The following is an 18313-nucleotide window of genomic DNA, read 5'->3' as shown; positions in this document are numbered from 1 at the left end:
AATAATGTTTATTGCTTACCTTCGAGTAATTTTTTTACGTCAGACATCTTATACCTACGCTTACCTCCTACCTCAATAGGATTCAAGTAGCTTTGATTTGCCCATCGCCAAAGAGTAGTTTTGCTTACTCCTAAGATAGATACAACCTCATCTATTGTTGGATAACTTTCTTCATTAGCTTCTGTTATTTGTTGGGTTAGCTCTTCTTTAGTCTCTTTGATAAGTTGGCGATTGCATTCAAGTAAGTCGCTAAGCTTTACATTTATGGTAAGCTCTGGGAATTCATTTGCTAGTATAACTAAATTCTTCATCTCTTTTTCTGTTATTAAAGATTTAGTCTTTCCATGTAAGGTCGCGACCACTTACATTTGTTTGACTGAAACAAATGTATGAGCTAATGAAATAGTATAGAAAGAATTGAAGTTGTCATCACTTGCCAATGACTTGCCGACAAGCAATGACAAGTAAAAATGAAAAAAAAGTGCAATACAATAGCATCACACTTCCCTCTTTTACAAGTCTGTATTTAGATTATTCTTAGTATTTCAACTATTGGATCGATCTCTACAGCTAACAATTTATTACTATCTGGGCTTAAATATACGTTCAGATTAGAAGCTGTACCAATTTTACCGAAAGTGGCTTCCATAATACGATATAGCTCATTCCTATTATTGGGTATATTCAAATAACCTAGCTTGCATAGTGCTTTAACAACAATAGCTACATCTTTCCCTGCTGTATCATCTAAGAGCTTATGGAGAGTATTCATTAGTGCTACTTTGTTATCGTGATACAATAAATTTTCAAACGTTTTCTCAACTTTGATCTCTTTTAATCTTTGCTTATATAGGGAAGCTGTGTATTCCAAGTAGTTCCTACCATACTCTAATATCAGGCACTTCTCTTCGATAGAAATGTAATCAAACTCACACTGGAAACACTCTATGTTTTTTTGCTCAATACCCAACAAATATTTAGCAAACTCTTGCTCTAGATTTCTTTTGAATGAGCCTGGCTTTTTAGACTCTACATCGAAGAATTGTTGTTTTCGCTTCTCATTGTATGTATTGTACATTACCAATTCATCTTGCCCCCAACAAGCAATAAGAAAAGACAAAAACCCTTTGATCACAATAGGTGTGTTTTCATCATTCCTTTCTCGTTTAGCGTATAAATAACAATTCAAGTCTTTGGTTGTACTTACAAAGCGATAACCATAGTTTAACGGATCGTACTCAAAGCTGCCTGCCTTTCCATTACTCCAACCAGGTGTTACAGTACGAGACTTGATAAAACCAATAAGTTTCAATTCCATAAATTAGTTTTTGTTATTTACAAGATTAACAAAAATCAGCAATTGTTTTTGTTAAATACAGACTTTTACAAAAAAACTTTTACTTTTTCTATTAAATATGCACTGTATCGTAATCTATAGATGCAGATTGAGGAGCTGAAGAAATTCGGTTGTAACCATATTGAAGGTGAGAAAGTCTCAGCAGCGAAAGATCGCCCTAAATTTGATACACTATTAGGTTGTCTAAAAGAAGGTGATACGCTTGTTGTATGGAAACTAGACCGTTTAGGCAGGTCAATTTCGACCTAATTAAAATAGTGTCGGAAATGGACGCTAAAGGTGTTAATTTTGTGTCTTTGACTGAGAATATAGATACATCGACATCGACAGGTAAAATGATGCTGATGCTATTCTCTATGATGGCAGAATATGAGTTAACCCTTAAAAAAGAGAGGCAGGAAGCAGTCAAAGAGAATGCACGTGAAAACGGCAATCAAGGAGGTAGACCTAAAGGGCTGTCAAAAGAAGCTAAGAAAGCAGCAGTTATTGTAAAAACAACTTATCAGGAAAAAGAAGGAGATAAATACACACAGTGTTTCTGAGGTATGTAAAGCTCATAAAATAGCTAGAGGTACTCTTTACAAATATCTGGAATACCTGAATGTCCCCAAAAGAGGAAGTTTGTTTTAATAGGTGATTTTATCACTTACTCTTGTAATTTTCTCATTTTGAGTTGTAAATTATCATCTTCTTTTGTAATTGACAATTCCCATTTTGAAATAGAATTGACAGTTATTGAAATAAATAAAATATATCTATGAATAATTTATTTGAAACTATAATCTACATAGAATTTGAAAAGAATTCTCCGGAAGGATCTTCTGAGGCTATTAGTTATAATTTGCCCTTTATACCCAGAGTTGGGGAATCAGTACTCTTCAATGAGAAAACACATCAAAAGTTTGTAAATGATTTTGCTCTAAAATATTTAGAAGAAACTAAAACAAAGATTAGACAGTATTCAAAAGTGATTGATATTCAATATCAACTAGATGATGCTACTATTTTTATAATACTAGGCCTCAATGATCTTTTAAAACAATGTATAAAATGAAAACTGCATCATGTTCGACTGGGCAGGTGATATATATGATTGGCATATAGACTGGCATTTGCCTTATTTCCCTCATATTGGAGAAACCCTCGAATTCAGTTCATTGGTTGATGACGGAATAATAAAAGACTTTAAAGATATTCACTTTAAAGGCCTACAAAAATATAGAAGTCTGTCTAGAAAAAAGTATTCTTGAAATGAATTAAAAGAAAGGAAATTAGATAATAGTTCTATTGATGAATTAATAAAGGTCTGCAATGATAATAAAGAAATGATTAATCCGGCAGATCTGGGAAATGTGGAAGATCTTCTTCTAAGTCTAAAAGAAGAAATAACTATTTAAATAAATAAGGTAAAAGTTATAATTCGTTATACCTTTTTTTATTATTCATACTTATAACAAATTTTCAACCATTACTATATATCTAATAAACAGATAGATGCATCTTTTTCTTCTGTTTTGACTGCCTATGTGATCACTGAGCCTATGAGTAAAGTTTTCGGATCTGACTTGTCATAAACTATAGTAGGACCTGACAGGGCTTTTACTACTTTATCCATAATCCGATCCTGATGATGTTCGGCAAGGTTTAAATATAATGGGTTAAGGCTTATTTGGTCATACATTAAATTTAAGACCAAGGGATCTATGCCCAGAGAACCATCTTGGCCCAATGACCACATAGCTGCGAAAACGGCAAACTTCTCCATATTCATCTCTATATCAGAATTTAATAGATATACCTCTTCTTCGATTATGAATCCCTGAAGAAACCCTTTTGTTATAGAGGTCTCCCTGATTATTTTTGATAAACGATATTTAAAGAGTATTTTATCTATATGGGGTACCGCCTGCATTTTCTACAAAACCTAATTTAGAGCTTCTTGCTAACATTTTCGATAAATGATACTTTAAGGATATTTTTAACAACCCAGATAATTCTGCTATGTAATGCATTTCTATTATTCTTACTTATCTTTGTAACCATAATAATGAAATTGCCAATTGTTTATAGAAATAAGCATAGTCTTACTATTAAATATTAGTTTCTTGTGACATAAAATACTTTACATGGCTAAAACCGTTTATACATACTTGAAATTACTGCGTATCCACCAGTGGGTTAAAAATCTCTTTGTTTTTGCACCTATATTCTTTTCTTTTAGCTTTTTGAATCTAGAAGCGTTAATAAATGCACTATATGCATTTATTGGCTTTTCATTTATTGCCAGCTCTATCTATATAATCAATGACTGGAAAGATATTGAGCTTGACAGGCAGCATCCTACAAAAAAAGAAAGACCTCTCGCATCGAAGGATATAAGTGTAAGGAATGCTTTTATGGTATGTATAGCATTGCTAATTCTTGGATTCTCGACCTATTTGTTTATCTTAAAAAACGATATTGCAGCCATACTATTATTCTTTTATTTTGTACTTAATGTCTTTTATTGTTTTAAATTGAAGCAGCTATCGATTGTTGATATTACAATAGTAGCCATCGGTTTTGTTATCCGTCTTTTTATAGGCAGCACTGTAACCTCAATAGCTTTATCACACTGGATTATTATACTGACATTTCTTCTAGCCTTGTTATTGGTCGTGGGGAAGAGACGTAATGATGTAGTCATTTTTGCAGAAACGGGTCAAGAAATGAGAAAAAGTATTACCGGGTATAATATTGAGTTTTTAAATACAATAATTACTTCTGTTGTAACTATTATTATTTTCAGCTATATTATGTATACAATATCCTCCGAAGTTATACTTCGAAACGGAGAGCATTTATATATAACATCGTTATTTGTAATTCTTGGCTTATTCAGATATCTCCAAGCAATTTTTGTCGAAAAAAAAGGTGATAGTCCGACTAAATTGGTTCTTAAAGACCGATTTTTACAAATCACAATCTTATGTTGGATAGTATCATTTATATTAATCCGGTTCTTTTATAAATAGTTAATGATATTCAAAGATGAATAATAGGAATATTCTACACCACCTTCTCCCTGAGAAAAAGAAAGAAATAATTTTACTGTGTTTACTAATGCTGTTTTATTTTTCATATTCTTATTTTATAATAACCCAAACTTCAATAATAGACAATTCAATACTAGGTGATCTCTATTTCTCTTTTGACAATAATATAATTTATAAGTATGGGTATCAGAGTATAGTTCCACATCCACTTATGAGATACTTGACTAGTCCGATTATCTTTCTGGGTGATTTATTAGTTGCATTAACGGGAAGCTTCAAGGCTAAAACTTTTCTTTGGGTTATATTTTGTAATTATATGATAGCAAGCTCTGTTTTGTTTATCTTTAAATACCTTAATAAGATAATTAGTTTAGATAATAGGACTTCGATTTTGATTGCTGTATTATATGCAATTACTCCTATAAATTTAATGCTGAGCTTTACACCGGAATCATTTACCATATCTACTTATATAATTACATTTGTTTTATATTATACAGCATATCATATAAAATCAGAGACAGATATACCTATTATAGAGAAAGCTATACTATCAACAACAGCTGCTGGTATAACTATTACAAATTTTGTAATTTGTACAATACCTTATTTGTTTTTCAACAAATCAATGAAAAGTAAGATTAAAGATTTAGCTATACTGAGTGGTATAATAGGTATAATAATAATTTGGATTACTACAACTCATCACTTTATTGCCGATACAAAAACTCGCATGGAATGGTTTACCCATACAAGTGGTGAATTCTATAAACATGTAATCGATTTATTCTGGGGATCCCCGATCTTTTCACCTGAACTATGGATTCATAAATTACGTAGTGATGAAACAGATGTTATTAGTATGGACTATTATAATTATTGGTGGCAATACTTAATGATCTTTACCATAACAGGTTTAATAGTATTTTCATTAATAAAGAATTATAAAAATAAGTATGTCCAAATCCTATTCTTAATATTAATTTATAATATATTTATTCACATAATAATAAAGTATGGATTGGATGAACCGTTTATGTTTGGAGCACATTGGGTTTATATTGTTCCGTTATTATTAGGCTGGTTGTACAAGTCATTCCCTAAACAGAAACAAACTGCTGTCTATTTACTATATATAGTTGTCTTCATCGCTATGCTTGTAAATAACATCTACCATCTGTATGATTTTATAGAAACATCTATCCAGCTCTTCCCCATCTAACAAATCATCTGATTATGAAAAAAAAACATGTGATAGCCGCATTTGATTTTGATGGAACTATAACTACAAAAGATACTTTATTTGATTTTATTAAATTCTATGTGGGAGGTAAAAACCTGTTTAAAGGACTTATCTTCCTATCTCCTATATTGGTCCTATATAAGTTAGGTTTTACAACTAATGATGTTGCTAAACAAAAACTATTTGCCTATTTTTTTAAAAATAGAAGCATTGAAGTATTTAATAAAGCGAGTGAGGATTATATTAAAAGAATACAGGATATAATAAGACCTGAGATTATAAATAAAATTAAATGGCATCAAAGTGAAAACCATACAGTTGTTATAATCAGCGCTTCTATATCGAATTGGATAAAACCTTGGGCAAAAACGATGAATATCGAAAAGGTCTTAGCTACAGAAATTGCTACTATTGACGATTTAATAGTGGGAACTTTTAGTACTGCAAATTGCTATGGGCAAGAGAAAGTAAATCGTCTCTTAGTGGAATTTCCTAACAGAGCTGAATATATACTTTATGCATATGGCGATAGTGCAGGAGATAAAGAATTATTAGCCTTATCAGACCATCCAACTTTTGTTAGCTAAGTTATAAAATCAGTTAATATAAATATTCGAAATAGCTATTCTGTTTCTCTATTTACAATCCTGATGAAGAGCCTTTTTTATTATAGAGGTCTCTCTAATTTTTTTGATAAACGATACTTAAAAGAGTATTTTATATAAAATTATTATTTTAAAGTGTACCAAGAATCTATTGTGTCTAAGTCTAGGTTTTATGTCAAATTCGCAGAAAGATCAAGACTGAAAATATATTTTAAGCGGTTGATTATGATCAAATTGCTTTCTGTTTTTTTCTGTATTAAATAAAAAAATCAGATAGATATAATGATAGTAGGTGTTTTTTATAAGATGAAAAATCTTTTATCTATACATAAGAAGGACAAGATTATCCCTTTTGGAGTTTCGGTTAATTAGATAAATTATGTAAAAATTAACATGTTTGTGTGATTATTATTTAATTAAAATTTATCTTTGCCAATAAAATAATAACACTAAAAGATCAGATTTATCAATAATAATGTTGTGAAAAACTAACGTATTTGTTTCTCTTTTCATTTATTGCACTAACTAACAGACTCTAGCTATATGAGACAATCTGCATATATGATAGTGAAATCTCACAAAAAATGTAACTAAACTGTAATACGACAAAGATTGAAGGTTTCATTATAATCTCATTTATTTTATCTGAGCTTCCAAATAATTTAGAAAATAGCAAGGATTCTCGATTCAAATCGAGAATCCCCCATTTTATTTATGCTTTTCTGGAATAGTGAAAAACTAAATATATATACGAAAATTTTAACTTATTATGACAAAAAAAATTCTAACCTTATTATTCAGTGTAATAATATTGGTAATTCCGACTTACGGGCAGTTGAGTAAAAATATCACAGTAAATACTCCTGGTACATTAGAGAGTCAGCTAGGGATCGATAAAGCAAAAGTTACAGATTTAGTTTTAACAGGAACTATAAATGATGCTGACTTTACAACAATTAAGCAGATGTCAGGTTTGAAAAATCTGGATATGAAGAATGTTAATATCGAGAATGGAGTCATACCTTCAAGAGCTTTTCAAAGTAAAATTATGGAGGGTAAGATTATATTTCCCACTAGTCTAAAATCTATAGGCTCTAATGCTTTTCGTGCAGGTCGCTTTGGAGAACTTGATTTTAAGGCTTGCCAAGGATTAGAAGAAATTGGATTCGAAGCTTTTTGGAATACTAATTTGACAACTAATAAAGTATTGGATTTCTCCATCTGTAATAAACTGACCCGTCTCTTGAATGAGAATGGATTTGGTACATTTGGAGGATTTGGAGGGCATGTTATTTTACCTAGAAATCTTATTCGAATTCCGAACTTAAGTTTTGCCAGATTTACTGGTAGTGTTGATCTCCCACCAGTGCTAGAGGTAATTGCTGAATATGCCTTTTTTAGTGTTCAATCTTCGGCAAAACTAATCTTTCCTGTTTCCCTAAAATCAATAGGCTCTAATGCTTTTCGCTCAAGTAGCTTTGGAGAACTTGATTTTTCAGCCTGTCAGGAGTTAGAAGAAATTGGTTCTGAAGCCTTTTGGAGCACTAATTTAAAAGCTAATAATATCTTAGATTTTTCACTAAGTAAGAAACAAATTCGTCTATTAACGGTTAATGGGTTTGGTACATTTGGAGATTTTAGTGGGCATGTTATATTACCTCGAAATCTTGTTGAAATTCCTAACTTCAGTTTTGCCAGATTTAAAGGTAGTATCGACCTCTCTCCTGTATTAGAGACTATCGGAGAATCCGCTTTTGCAAACTCTGTATTCACTAAAGGGATTGTCTTTCCAAATAGCCTAAAGACTATCGGCACAAGAGCCTTTTACAATAGCACAATTCCAAGCGTAAGCTTTGAACAAATGGATCCAAGCCAATCTGGAGTGTCTTGTTTTTAATCTCCGAAGAAACTTTTCTTTATAAAAACAAACTAATGGAAATTAAAAATAAGCAAACCATATGAATTCAAAATATATCATTATTGTATTATACCTGCTTTGCGGTATTCTCCCGTTACAATCGCAGACTAATACTAAAAAACAACCCTCCCTCGAAGAGATCGGTACAAGTGCATTTCAAGGAGCTACTATAGGACAAGGAGTTATTCTTCCAGCCTCCCTAAAAAGTATAGATAATAATGCATTTCAAAGTGCAACTATTCCCTGCCTGAACTTTACAAAGTGTACTAATCTTGAGCAAATAAGACCCAATGCTTTTAATAATACAAAATTAACGAGCGTCAATGTATTGGATTTTACAAACAGTAGTAAGCTCCGTTGTTATATAAGTGGTACGCAAAGCGGATCCAGTTTTGCAAGCTTCAGCGGAAAAGTAATTTTGCCAAGGGTAGTTGTTATGACTTTACATAAAAATTCATTAAAATCCATAGCAGAAAGTGCTTTTGAGAATAGTACAATAGGTAGCATTGACTTACTTGGATGTCGAAATCTTGATATAATTGGCATAAGTGCTTTTCGCAATATGAAATTAACCGAAAACACAAAGATAGACTTATCTGTGATTTCCAAACTTGCCACTATCAGTAATACTGCTTTTCAAAGTAGTAATATAACAAAACTCTTGTTACCTGATTCACTAAAATATATAGGTAATAATACTTTTGCTGATTGCGCCAATTTAACTGCAATCACTAGCTACAATCCAACCCCTCCTGTTTTGGGAACTACAGTGTTTAAGGGTGTAAATACAAAAATATGTAAGTTGTTAGTTCCTGAAACTGCTCTCTCCCGATACGGAACAACTGCTCAGTGGGAAGATTTTCTTAGGATATTGGTTATAGGTTCTGATCCAGAAGAAGAATGTGAAGATACAGCAGATATAATTGAGTCTATCACTGATGCCTCTGGTAATAAAATCAGAAAAGAAATAGTATTGACCCAAAGCAGCAATACTACCACCCAATCATTCTCTGATGAAATTGCAAATCAGAAAATAACAATTACTCCTAATATAACTAAAAAGCAGGTGGTAATTGAAATCCCAGAAACGAGTGGCGTCGTATCTGAAAATATGATCATTGTGAACTTAAGAGGCCAAACAATCTCCAAGCGAACAGGCACCCAAAAACAAATTAACCTTGATATTAGCAATGAACCGGCAGGTATATATATTCTGCATATAAAAATCAATGGTCAAACAAGTAGTTGGAAAATTATCAAATAATAAAGACATATTTTATTATTGAATTAATATCTGTCTTTCAAAAAACAAAATGGTATAGAGTTTTAAGCTAACTAACCCACATTGTTTTAATAATTACGTAAATAACAAACTATTTATATGAGAAGAATTACCTGTGTCCTCCTGATACTATTTAACACAGCATTGGTTTTAGGACAAATTACTCTTCAGTACAATGGCATTCGCCCGGGAGATGAAATCATCAAACAACAAGTTGATTACAAAGACCCCGGAAGAGAAGGACAAAACGTCATCTGGGATTTTAGCAAGCTGAAGTCTGTTAATGATGGGTATAGTCTGGTTTACAAGAAACCCTATTTGTTAAATGACTCTACCTATAAAATGGGTAAGGACCTTTTTAAAGTAAAGGAGGTAGACCCTTCTACTTTAGTTTCGGGAATTGAACACAATACCATGTACTATTTCAAACAAAGTGATAACAAGCTTGAAATACTGGGACATGAAAATCCGACAACCTTGTTGCATTATACAACACCGATGGTTGCATCCGTTTATCCGACAGATTACGGGCAATCATACACTTCGCAGTATAAATCACAAGGCTTATACTCCAAACGTATTCCTTTTGAATCCCAAGGAAGCCTAAAAATAACAGCAGATGCCTTCGGTATGATTATCCTGCCTTCAGGAGATACCCTAGAGCATGTTATACGCACAAAAACCGTTCAGATTATACATGAAGTAGTAAAATCCAAGAAACCACAAAACTTCAATATCGTATCGGAAACCTATAAGTGGTATGCCAAAGGATACCGCTATCCTGTTTTTGAATCAATTAAGACCTACCATCAGGAAGATTCCCTTCAAGCCAAAGCTTTTAAGACGTCTTTCTTTTTCCCTCCTCAGGAACACCTGTATCTGGATGATGATAAAGAGAACTTGGCTGTTCTGGATAGTTTATGGAATATAAAGCATCCCCTTCAGCAAGGAACCGGATCATCTGATACAGAAACAGCAAGGAACTTCTCATATAATTTTTATCCCAATCCGGTAGAATCACAATTGACTATTGAGTACTATCTGGAGAATCCGACTTCTGTGACAATCAGTATATACAGTATGGATGGAAAGCTACTAAAAAATATAGACCTAGGTCGAAAAGACAAAGGTATGTACTCGGAGTTTATCGATTGCAGTACACTGTCTAAAGGTACTTATATCTTAACTATTAAAACGAACACCAATACACTATCTGATAAAATAATGAAACGATGAGAAAACAATATAAGGCTATAAAAAAATATACATTCTTATTCATTGTGTGGATATTATCAAGTTTTGCAAACGGACAAGATAATAATTATACAAAGGTTCACAATTTTCAAGCACCCAGTGTCGCAGCATTCAATACATATGGGGCAATCCCTGTAAGTCTATATACTGGCACACCTAGTATAAATGTTCCGATATACACTATAAAAGAGGGAGAAGTTGAGATTCCTATTGAATTAAAATATAATATAAACAATGTAAAACCCAATATGCATCCGGGAGTAACGGGTTTAGGTTGGAGTCTTATTGCAGGTGGGAATATAACAAGAACTCAAAATGGTGCTTTTTTTGATGAGTTTAATATTTACGGGTATCTGGATAATGAAAACCTTCTTGCAGACAATTGGTATGATAATGTAACTGTTAGCACATCGAATCAAGATTTCCTAGATAAAACAGCTGCATGGTTCAGCCCCCAACGTTTACTATTTGAGTCAAATAGTCAGTTTTATACCAATCATAGTACCCCTTCATCTTTCAAAGATCTTGTACCGGATAAATTCAGTTTTAATTTTCTGAATTATTCAGGGGCTTTTTATCGAAGTCATACCGGAAAATGGGTTGTTGACTCTGAAACACCCTTCTTAGTAGAATATGAGGTTATAGGATATGAGAATACACGTGATCAGATAGCATTGCCCGCAAAACGAGTTCCTACCCTTAAACCACAATCTACGATAAAATCTTTCACTTTAACAGCTCCTGACGGCATCAAATTTGTATTTGGCGGAATAGATGCTATAGATTATAGTGTTTCTTACTATAACCAAGGCTATGACTATTCGTACCCTGTAGCCACCACATGGCATTTATCTAAAATTATTTTTCCACAGTCGGATGTTCCTGCAGCCATAAAGAAAGAGATTGAATTTGAATACGAACTTTCAACTCCCAATCTGGAAGGTAACTGGAGTTTCTGGTTAGCGTCCAATTCTTCTTTCCTTGGGAATATAACAAGTGGAAAAGGCCTTTCTTTACAACTTGTCATGCCCGTCTTGCTAAAAAGAATTAAATCATCTAATCTCGGACCCATTATCGACTTCTCTTATAAGGAAACAACAGAGTTAGAATATCCAGAAGTATTTTTTGAACAATTATCAAATTATACGGGCGGATCAGTAAGTATAAACCTCGCTAATTATATAAATGAAGAGAATGCCTATCGTCCGTATAAATATATCCAAAGTGATAAAGAGATAAAATGGCAGCAACTGGATAAAATAAATCTATATTATCCGAATCTTGAATTTGCGTTGGAATATACTGATTCAAAATCGGAGAGGTTAAAACTTCAAACTGTCAAAAAAGTGATCGGTTCTTCAGCAGTGGGATTTAGTTTTGAGTATAATACAAAAAAGCTACCTCCTTATTTCACCGGGCACTATGATCATATGGGATTTTATAACGGAAGAGATTTTTCGTTTACTCTAAGTCCTGATTTTTATGCCAGCCCTGAAAAAGGAACTATGGAAGAATATGCAAGGAGTTTTTACTATGCCCGCCAACCTGATGGTTCAGCGAACGGAGAGTATGTTAGTGCAGAAGTATTAAACAAAATTTCTTATCCGACAGGAGGAAGTTCAACTTTTGAATATGAGCCTCATGAGTCAAGTCAAACTGTTAGCCTTGATCGACAAAGTTTAAACACTAGTGTCGGGCATCCGGGGGGATTAAGAATCAAGAAAATTAAGAGCTATACCAATGATAATAAGCTTGCTTTCACTAACTCGTATTACTATTTTGCAGAGTTTAATCCGGAAGATAAAGAACGTGGTTATGAGTCTGGTATAGCTGGCTTTACTCCTCAATATCTATGGGAAGTACCTGAAGGAGCCGCTAGTAAAAAGATCAAATATTTAACATCAGGGGGGACAAGCCAAACCTTTTTCAATTTATCAGAGTCTTCTCATATCGGCTATTCGACAGTTACCGAATGTAAAGAAGATATTTATGGTAATATTGAAGGATATACTACATACAATTATACAAACTATGGACCCGGATATTTTGATATGCCTGCTTTAGCTTCTGTTTATTCACAGAGCTTATCCCCATTTACCCCTTTTGCGTCAAATGGAAAAAAAAGAGGACAACTTCTATCTAAAAATGTTTATGACAAGAATAATAACCTTAAAGAGGAAATAGTTTATATATACGAGAAACAAAGCAATGAAAAAATTCGATTTATTGACCTCCAAAAAGTTGGTCCACCTAATGTGGAGAGAATATTTGGAGGTAGTAATGAGCTGGATATATTTGATTACAGAGTTTCGTCAGAAGTAAGAAGCCTCTACGAAAATTCTCAAGTTGTAAAACAGAGTACAACTTATCAATATGATAATAAAAAGCAACTAAAGGAAAGAAAAATAGAGAACAGTTTGGGCAAAGAATATATCCTTACCTATAAATACCCTTACAATTTCTCAGAACCGATCTATCAAAATATGGTTTTGAAAAACATGCTCTCTCCCGTGATAGAAAAGATCACAACATATAATAATAAAGAAACGGAAAGGGTAAAAACAAGCTATTTCTCGAACCCAATTAAGACCTACGGCTATATTGTGCCGGAGAAAGTCCAGACTTCTCTATCGGGAGCCGTTAATTTACGGACAAATATAACGTATGATCAATATGATAAGCAGGGAAATTTAAGCCAGTACACCGAAATGGATGGGACTAAAGTATCTTATCTCTGGGGTTATAAAGGACAATACCCTATCGCAGAAATCAAGAATGCTACCTATGAACAGGTAAGCTCGGCTTTAAAAGTTACTCCCGAAACCCTTTCATCAGCAGCTGAGCCTAATATGGATTTAGTCAATGCTTTGAGAGAAGAACTCCCGCGAGCACAAGTCACAGCCTATACTTATTCGCCGTTGATAGGTATCAAATCAGTTACTGACCCCAAAGGTTTAACTACCAAATACGCTTATGACCGGGAAGGAAGACTCGGTACGATTCTTTTAGCAGAAGACGGTCGTGATAAAATTATCAAAGATTACGGATACGACATGCCCGGTTATACACATCTTCGAAACCCGGATTATGTAGACCCCAAACCCGAACCCGTAGAATTAACCCCTGACCCTTATACAAAAGGCAAGACCAGCTTGATATTCCTGAATATCGAAGCAACAGGAAATGGCTCATATGGAACAAAAGGTTGGAATTATGATACTCAGACCATAAAATTTTGTAATGTAATTCAAAAAAGCTATAAAACCATTGAAATTGGTGAATACATTTGGACAACAGAAAACATAAGACTAAAATATACCGACCGCCCAAATTCAATCTCTTTGAATTGGATTAATTTCACCCAAGCCGATATTGACAAATTATCAGTAGTCTATTTAGGAGGAAAGGATATTCCATTGGATGAATTCGAACAGGTATACGGTACATGGGTTACTCTTGATGATGATGCCCTGATGTATAGAAATATTACTTGGGGAACACGAGATGTAGAAGGTGGATTATTTCTTAAAGGCTGGAGCTTACCTACTAAAGAAGATATCTGGCAGTTATATGGACAAGCGCCACGTACTACCGATAACCTGTATAATGACATTAAAGACTTCCTTTTTGCCTCTTCATCCGATTTCAATTTCTCATGGACACAAGGACTCTTTAAAAACAAGAATACATCCGGTCTTACCCTTACCCCACTGGGTATGAGAGAATCCTACAATGGAGGAGCTATCTATGGCTTTGGTCAGGTAACCAGCCTTCAAACCAGTACATGGAAAGGCATTGAAACCCTCTCAGGCCAAAGTGGGCTGATCAGTAATAACAACAGCTATCACTTTACCCAGGCACGTCACCGAAGGCCTATGACTGATCAGGAACTCGGATACAAGATGTACATAGATGCAGCTAACGATCAGGTACTGATGTTACCATACGATCAGGTATCTACACTACCGGAACTACCTAAAGGACTGGAACGCGGAGTAGCTCTACGCTATGCTAACAGAAAGGCTATGAAAGTAGTTAAGAAGTGGTCTGAGATACAAGCGGAAGCGGCTATGATTAGCAGTAAAATAACAAAGAGCTCTTGATTATTTTAAGAAAAAAGAATACAAAACATTATATCCTGTTGATCACAAAAACTATCAGCAGGATATTCCAAACAAACAATAAACATAACAAACAATAGCTTATGAAACGATTACTTTTTGGTATAAGCTTACTTATATATACAATTACAGGACTACATGCCCAGAGCAGTACGGGTGGTGTAGAGGTATCCCCGCGCGTAGCGACCCTAGGAGGACTAAATTTTACCGAAGGAGTTCCGTCTATCCGAACAATTATTCCCTTGTCTGAAACAGCTTACTATTGGGAACCGGTTGCAGGCTTTCATATGGACGAGATCATGGATGAGATCCAATACTTCGATGGCTTGGGACGTCCCATGCAAATAGTACAGAGGGCAATGAGTCCGGAGTCATATGTTCCCTTTGAAGGAGCCGGATTTCGGGAGCAAAAAGCTCTGGTCATCCACCAGGAGTATGATGCATTCGGACGAAAAAGCACCGGCTGGCTGCCCACAGTCTCGAGTTATGCCGGAGCTTTAATACCTCTGGATATACTTAAAGAAAATGCAAAAAATCAGTATCAGGACTCCGCCTACAGCCGTCCTGTATACGAAGCATCACCGCTGAGTCGTGTTACAGAACAATACGGACCCGGTAAAAGATGGTACAATAGCGGTAAATCCGTTAAGACCGAATACCTGACCAATAAAGGAACAGCGGGAGAGCTCTCGTGCATTTGGTTTGAAGTAGACGGACGAGGTATGAATACTACTCTGAATAAAAAAGGATATTACAGCGATGCCCAGCTTTTAGTAACTAAGATAACTACTGAAGAGGCGAGTGTATCCTATGAATTCAAAGATAAGTTGGGACAAGTACTTCTTACCCGTCAGATAAATGACAAGGCCGAATATTTGGATACCTATTATGTCTATGACGACTATAGTAATCTTTGTTTTGTAGTACCACCCATTACATCTGAAATAGCAACGAAAGGAAACTTGTCTTCGGAGAATCTTGATTTATACGGTTACCAGTATAAATATGATGATTATAAGCGTTGTATACAGAAGAAACTACCTGGGGCGAAACACATCAGCTACATATATGACAAAGCCGACCGTCTTATTTTTACGCAGGATGGAGAGCAAAGAACTGACAACGAATGGCTGTTTAGCTTGTCTGATACCTTTGGCAGGAGTGTACTGACCGGAATATGTAAAAACGCCGATATTACCCATGAGAAATACCAGGACCTGTTAGTCGAAGCAGAAGCCAAAGACGGTGGAACATACAACGGGTACAACCTGCTTGTTAACGGAGAGAAAACGAGCCTTACTGGAGTAAAGCTATTAACAGTCAATTACTATGACAATTACAATTTCTTGGGAAAATATACCATCCCTAACTGGCAATTTACACCCAAAGACGGATATGGAGTCCGCTTTACAGGAGATAAAGGCTATGAAACCAAAGGTTTGCTTACCGGAGCATCCGTAGCCGTGCTGGATGTGGACGGATCGGATACTTTCCTACACAGTGTATCCTACTATGATAACAGGGGAAGGGTAGTGCAGACCATTGCCGGTAATCATCTTGAAGGAGAAGACAAAAACTGGTTTGCATACACTTATACAGATTGGGTAAGCCAACTATACCATGAGCATACGGCCAAAGGCAAAGATACCCAAACCGAGCTGTACACCCATACATACGACCGAACTGGAAGATTAACCCAAACAGATTATAAACTCAATGACCTGTCACCCATTGTACTGGCCGAAAACAAATACAATAAGCTGGGGCAATTGGAATCGAGTACTCCGGCAGGTGCTTCTAATCTGAAAACTGCCTATAAATACAACATTCGTTCGTGGACGGAGGCCATAACCAATAATCATTTCAAGCAAGAGCTGGATTATGACTTTTCCGGTAATATCCACAAAATGGCTTGGGAGCAAAATGCAAGAAACAGGTCATATACTTTTGAATACGATAAAATCTCTCGTCTGACAGGAGCAGTTTATAAAGGAGCAGCAAATGAAGACTTTTCGACTAGTTATATATACGATGCACACGGTAATATCCAATTCCTCAAAAGAAACGGTCTCAAAGACGATCAAAGGCCCGGACTGATTGATGACCTGGAATTCAAGTATATCGGTAACCAGATGAGAAGCGTAAAAGACCATGCGGATCCCGTGATGGCAAGTGCCTCGGCTGACATCAAAAATTACTCTGATCTTGACACCGAGTTCCTGTATAACGCCAATGGAGCCATGAAGCAGGACTTGAACAAAGGCATACAGGATATAGCCTATAACTATCTGAATTTGCCTAATGAGCTGTTCATAGAAAATGACAATATAAAAGCAAAGAATACCTATACTTATACTGCAGACGGTAGCAAGCTAAAAGTAGTTCATGAGTCCGATCCCAAGCAAAAAGAAGCACCTGTAAGCGGTACAACAGGAGCTAATGGAGAATACAGCCAAATTCATACTATGGACTATGTAGGTAATATGATTTACGAGGAAGGCAGCTTAAAAAGAATATTATTATCGAACGGATATTATGATAATGAAGATAAAAAATTCTATTTTTACATTAGTGATCATTTGGGTAACAACCGGATAGTAGCCGATGCTTCAGGGACTGTTATCCAGAGCAATCAGTATTATCCTTTCGGGATGGCGTTCGCCGAAAGTACTACTGCCGAGCAAAGCAGTCAGCCTTACAAGTATAATGGAAAAGAACTCGATGATACTCATGGATTGAACTGGTATGATTATAGCACCAGATTTTATGATCCGGGATATATTACGACACCAACTCCAGACGCACATTCTGAGAATTATTATAACTGGTCGCCCTATGTATATGTGGGCAATAATCCGATGAAATATATTGATCCTTTGGGTACAGACACAACTCATTTTGAGTTTAATACGGGAAGGATTCAAGCTGTAAACCCGGGAGGGGAACATGTCATGTCCACGATCTTACCTGAGGTAACTGTAAAAGGACAGAACCCTTGGAGGTATGGAGAGGAAGGTGGAGTTTATAAGCTATCAAACAAAGATAGAGGTATAACTCTAACATTAGGAGAAAAACCTCTGAATATGGTAAATATCGAATTTGATATTTTACTTATGGGGCGCTTATTTGTAAATGCGGTTTCAAGTGTAGCTGCCTCTGCTGTTGCCGAAAATACAGTACAAAAGGGTAGTATAGAGATTACTAAAAAAACTTTTGGACACACATTTGAGCGCCATGGAGAAAGTGCGACAAACTTTTTATTGAAAAGGGCTGAAGGCTCAGGAATGGCACAAGGGCAATTCTTAAATAATCAGAAAGCTGCCGAGTTTATTTTAGATAATGTTGGAAAGACTGCAAATGGAGCTGTAAATATACCTATACCTAAAGGATTCCCTGCAAGAGTAATCATGCCTGATGGAGCCTTCCAATCAGCTACACATATCCGTCTTATTCCTGGAGGTTCAGGAGTTAAAACTGCTTATCCACTAATCCCATAAT

The 18313-nt window shown here is 35.1% G+C and carries 13 protein-coding genes and 1 pseudogene; 11 read left to right on the top strand and 3 right to left on the bottom strand.

Annotated elements, in window-relative coordinates; all coding sequences use genetic code 11:
• Nucleotides 1–8 precede the first annotated feature (8 nt).
• Together G7051_RS07960 and G7051_RS07955 are read right to left on the bottom strand one after the other, a co-directional pair.
• On the bottom strand, nt 9–311 hold the full coding sequence (locus G7051_RS07960; RefSeq protein WP_166199411.1) for a helix-turn-helix domain-containing protein: 303 nt from the start codon (nt 309–311) through the stop codon (nt 9–11).
• 215 nt (nt 312–526) lie between these two features.
• The gene (locus tag G7051_RS07955; protein ID WP_166199409.1) at nt 527–1318 is read right to left on the bottom strand and encodes a hypothetical protein; all 792 of its coding nucleotides are present in this window, start codon (nt 1316–1318) and stop codon (nt 527–529) included.
• 120 nt (nt 1319–1438) lie between these two features.
• Here G7051_RS07955 and G7051_RS18425 point away from each other — a divergent pair.
• The 3 genes and pseudogenes from G7051_RS18425 to G7051_RS07935 all read left to right on the top strand — a co-directional run bounded on the left by G7051_RS18425 (nt 1439) and on the right by G7051_RS07935 (nt 2607).
• Nucleotides 1439–1899, top strand: a pseudogene (locus tag G7051_RS18425) (recombinase family protein).
• Nucleotides 1900–2114: 215 nt separating this feature from the next.
• The gene (locus G7051_RS07940; RefSeq protein ID WP_166199403.1) at nt 2115–2411 is read left to right on the top strand and encodes a hypothetical protein; all 297 of its coding nucleotides are present in this window, start codon (nt 2115–2117) and stop codon (nt 2409–2411) included.
• A 10-nt stretch (nt 2412–2421) separates the two neighbouring features.
• Complete coding sequence (locus tag G7051_RS07935) at nt 2422–2607, top strand: hypothetical protein (protein ID WP_166199401.1); 186 nt, start codon at nt 2422–2424, stop codon at nt 2605–2607.
• Nucleotides 2608–2879: 272 nt separating this feature from the next.
• Here the strand turns inward: G7051_RS07935 and G7051_RS07930 are convergent, their stop codons facing one another.
• The gene (locus G7051_RS07930; RefSeq protein ID WP_166199399.1) at nt 2880–3269 is read right to left on the bottom strand and encodes a hypothetical protein; all 390 of its coding nucleotides are present in this window, start codon (nt 3267–3269) and stop codon (nt 2880–2882) included.
• 214 nt (nt 3270–3483) lie between these two features.
• Between G7051_RS07930 and G7051_RS07925 the strand changes: the two genes are divergently transcribed.
• From G7051_RS07925 to G7051_RS07890, 8 genes are all read left to right on the top strand, one after another.
• Nucleotides 3484–4371, top strand: a complete 888-nt coding sequence (locus G7051_RS07925) for a decaprenyl-phosphate phosphoribosyltransferase (protein WP_166199397.1) — start codon at nt 3484–3486, stop codon at nt 4369–4371.
• A gap of 16 nt (nt 4372–4387) precedes the next feature.
• A complete protein-coding gene (locus G7051_RS07920; protein ID WP_221412928.1) occupies nt 4388–5614 on the top strand; it encodes a DUF6080 domain-containing protein in 1227 nt (408 codons plus the stop codon).
• 14 nt (nt 5615–5628) lie between these two features.
• A complete protein-coding gene (locus G7051_RS07915) occupies nt 5629–6222 on the top strand; it encodes an HAD-IB family hydrolase (protein WP_166199393.1) in 594 nt (197 codons plus the stop codon).
• A gap of 787 nt (nt 6223–7009) precedes the next feature.
• Nucleotides 7010–8137, top strand: coding sequence for a leucine-rich repeat domain-containing protein (locus G7051_RS07910; RefSeq protein WP_166199391.1), 1128 nt, complete (start codon nt 7010–7012; stop codon nt 8135–8137).
• A gap of 61 nt (nt 8138–8198) precedes the next feature.
• The gene (locus G7051_RS07905; RefSeq protein ID WP_166199389.1) at nt 8199–9422 is read left to right on the top strand and encodes a leucine-rich repeat protein; all 1224 of its coding nucleotides are present in this window, start codon (nt 8199–8201) and stop codon (nt 9420–9422) included.
• 117 nt (nt 9423–9539) lie between these two features.
• The gene (locus tag G7051_RS07900) at nt 9540–10676 is read left to right on the top strand and encodes a T9SS type A sorting domain-containing protein (protein WP_166199387.1); all 1137 of its coding nucleotides are present in this window, start codon (nt 9540–9542) and stop codon (nt 10674–10676) included.
• The gene (locus G7051_RS07895) at nt 10673–14797 is read left to right on the top strand and encodes a hypothetical protein (RefSeq protein WP_166199385.1); all 4125 of its coding nucleotides are present in this window, start codon (nt 10673–10675) and stop codon (nt 14795–14797) included. The genes G7051_RS07900 and G7051_RS07895 overlap by 4 nt, the downstream gene beginning before the upstream one ends.
• A 101-nt stretch (nt 14798–14898) precedes the next feature.
• Nucleotides 14899–18312, top strand: a complete 3414-nt coding sequence (locus G7051_RS07890; protein WP_166199383.1) for a DUF6443 domain-containing protein — start codon at nt 14899–14901, stop codon at nt 18310–18312.
• Nucleotide 18313 lies beyond the last annotated feature (1 nt).

Origin of the sequence: Dysgonomonas sp. HDW5B (assembly GCF_011299335.1) — a bacterium.
Classification (GTDB): Bacteria; Bacteroidota; Bacteroidia; order Bacteroidales; family Dysgonomonadaceae; genus Dysgonomonas_A.
The sequence above is the reverse complement of the archived record's forward strand: the minus strand, read 5'-3'. Positions and strand labels throughout refer to the sequence as shown.

Bases quoted from the DNA above. Each gene is read 5' to 3' on its own strand.
- G7051_RS07935 (WP_166199401.1), top strand. From the start codon at position 2,422: ATGTTCGACTGGGCAGGTGATATATATGATTGGCATATAGACTGGCAT.
- G7051_RS07890 (WP_166199383.1), top strand. From the start codon at position 14,899: ATGAAACGATTACTTTTTGGTATAAGCTTACTTATATATACAATTACA.
- G7051_RS07960 (WP_166199411.1), bottom strand. From the start codon at position 311: ATGAAGAATTTAGTTATACTAGCAAATGAATTCCCAGAGCTTACCATA.
- G7051_RS07895 (WP_166199385.1), top strand. From the start codon at position 10,673: ATGAGAAAACAATATAAGGCTATAAAAAAATATACATTCTTATTCATT.
- G7051_RS07955 (WP_166199409.1), bottom strand. From the start codon at position 1,318: ATGGAATTGAAACTTATTGGTTTTATCAAGTCTCGTACTGTAACACCT.
- G7051_RS07930 (WP_166199399.1), bottom strand. From the start codon at position 3,269: ATGCAGGCGGTACCCCATATAGATAAAATACTCTTTAAATATCGTTTA.
- G7051_RS07910 (WP_166199391.1), top strand. From the start codon at position 7,010: ATGACAAAAAAAATTCTAACCTTATTATTCAGTGTAATAATATTGGTA.
- G7051_RS07915 (WP_166199393.1), top strand. From the start codon at position 5,629: ATGAAAAAAAAACATGTGATAGCCGCATTTGATTTTGATGGAACTATA.
- G7051_RS07920 (WP_221412928.1), top strand. From the start codon at position 4,388: ATGAATAATAGGAATATTCTACACCACCTTCTCCCTGAGAAAAAGAAA.
- G7051_RS07925 (WP_166199397.1), top strand. From the start codon at position 3,484: ATGGCTAAAACCGTTTATACATACTTGAAATTACTGCGTATCCACCAG.
- G7051_RS07905 (WP_166199389.1), top strand. From the start codon at position 8,199: ATGAATTCAAAATATATCATTATTGTATTATACCTGCTTTGCGGTATT.
- G7051_RS07900 (WP_166199387.1), top strand. From the start codon at position 9,540: ATGAGAAGAATTACCTGTGTCCTCCTGATACTATTTAACACAGCATTG.
- G7051_RS07940 (WP_166199403.1), top strand. From the start codon at position 2,115: ATGAATAATTTATTTGAAACTATAATCTACATAGAATTTGAAAAGAAT.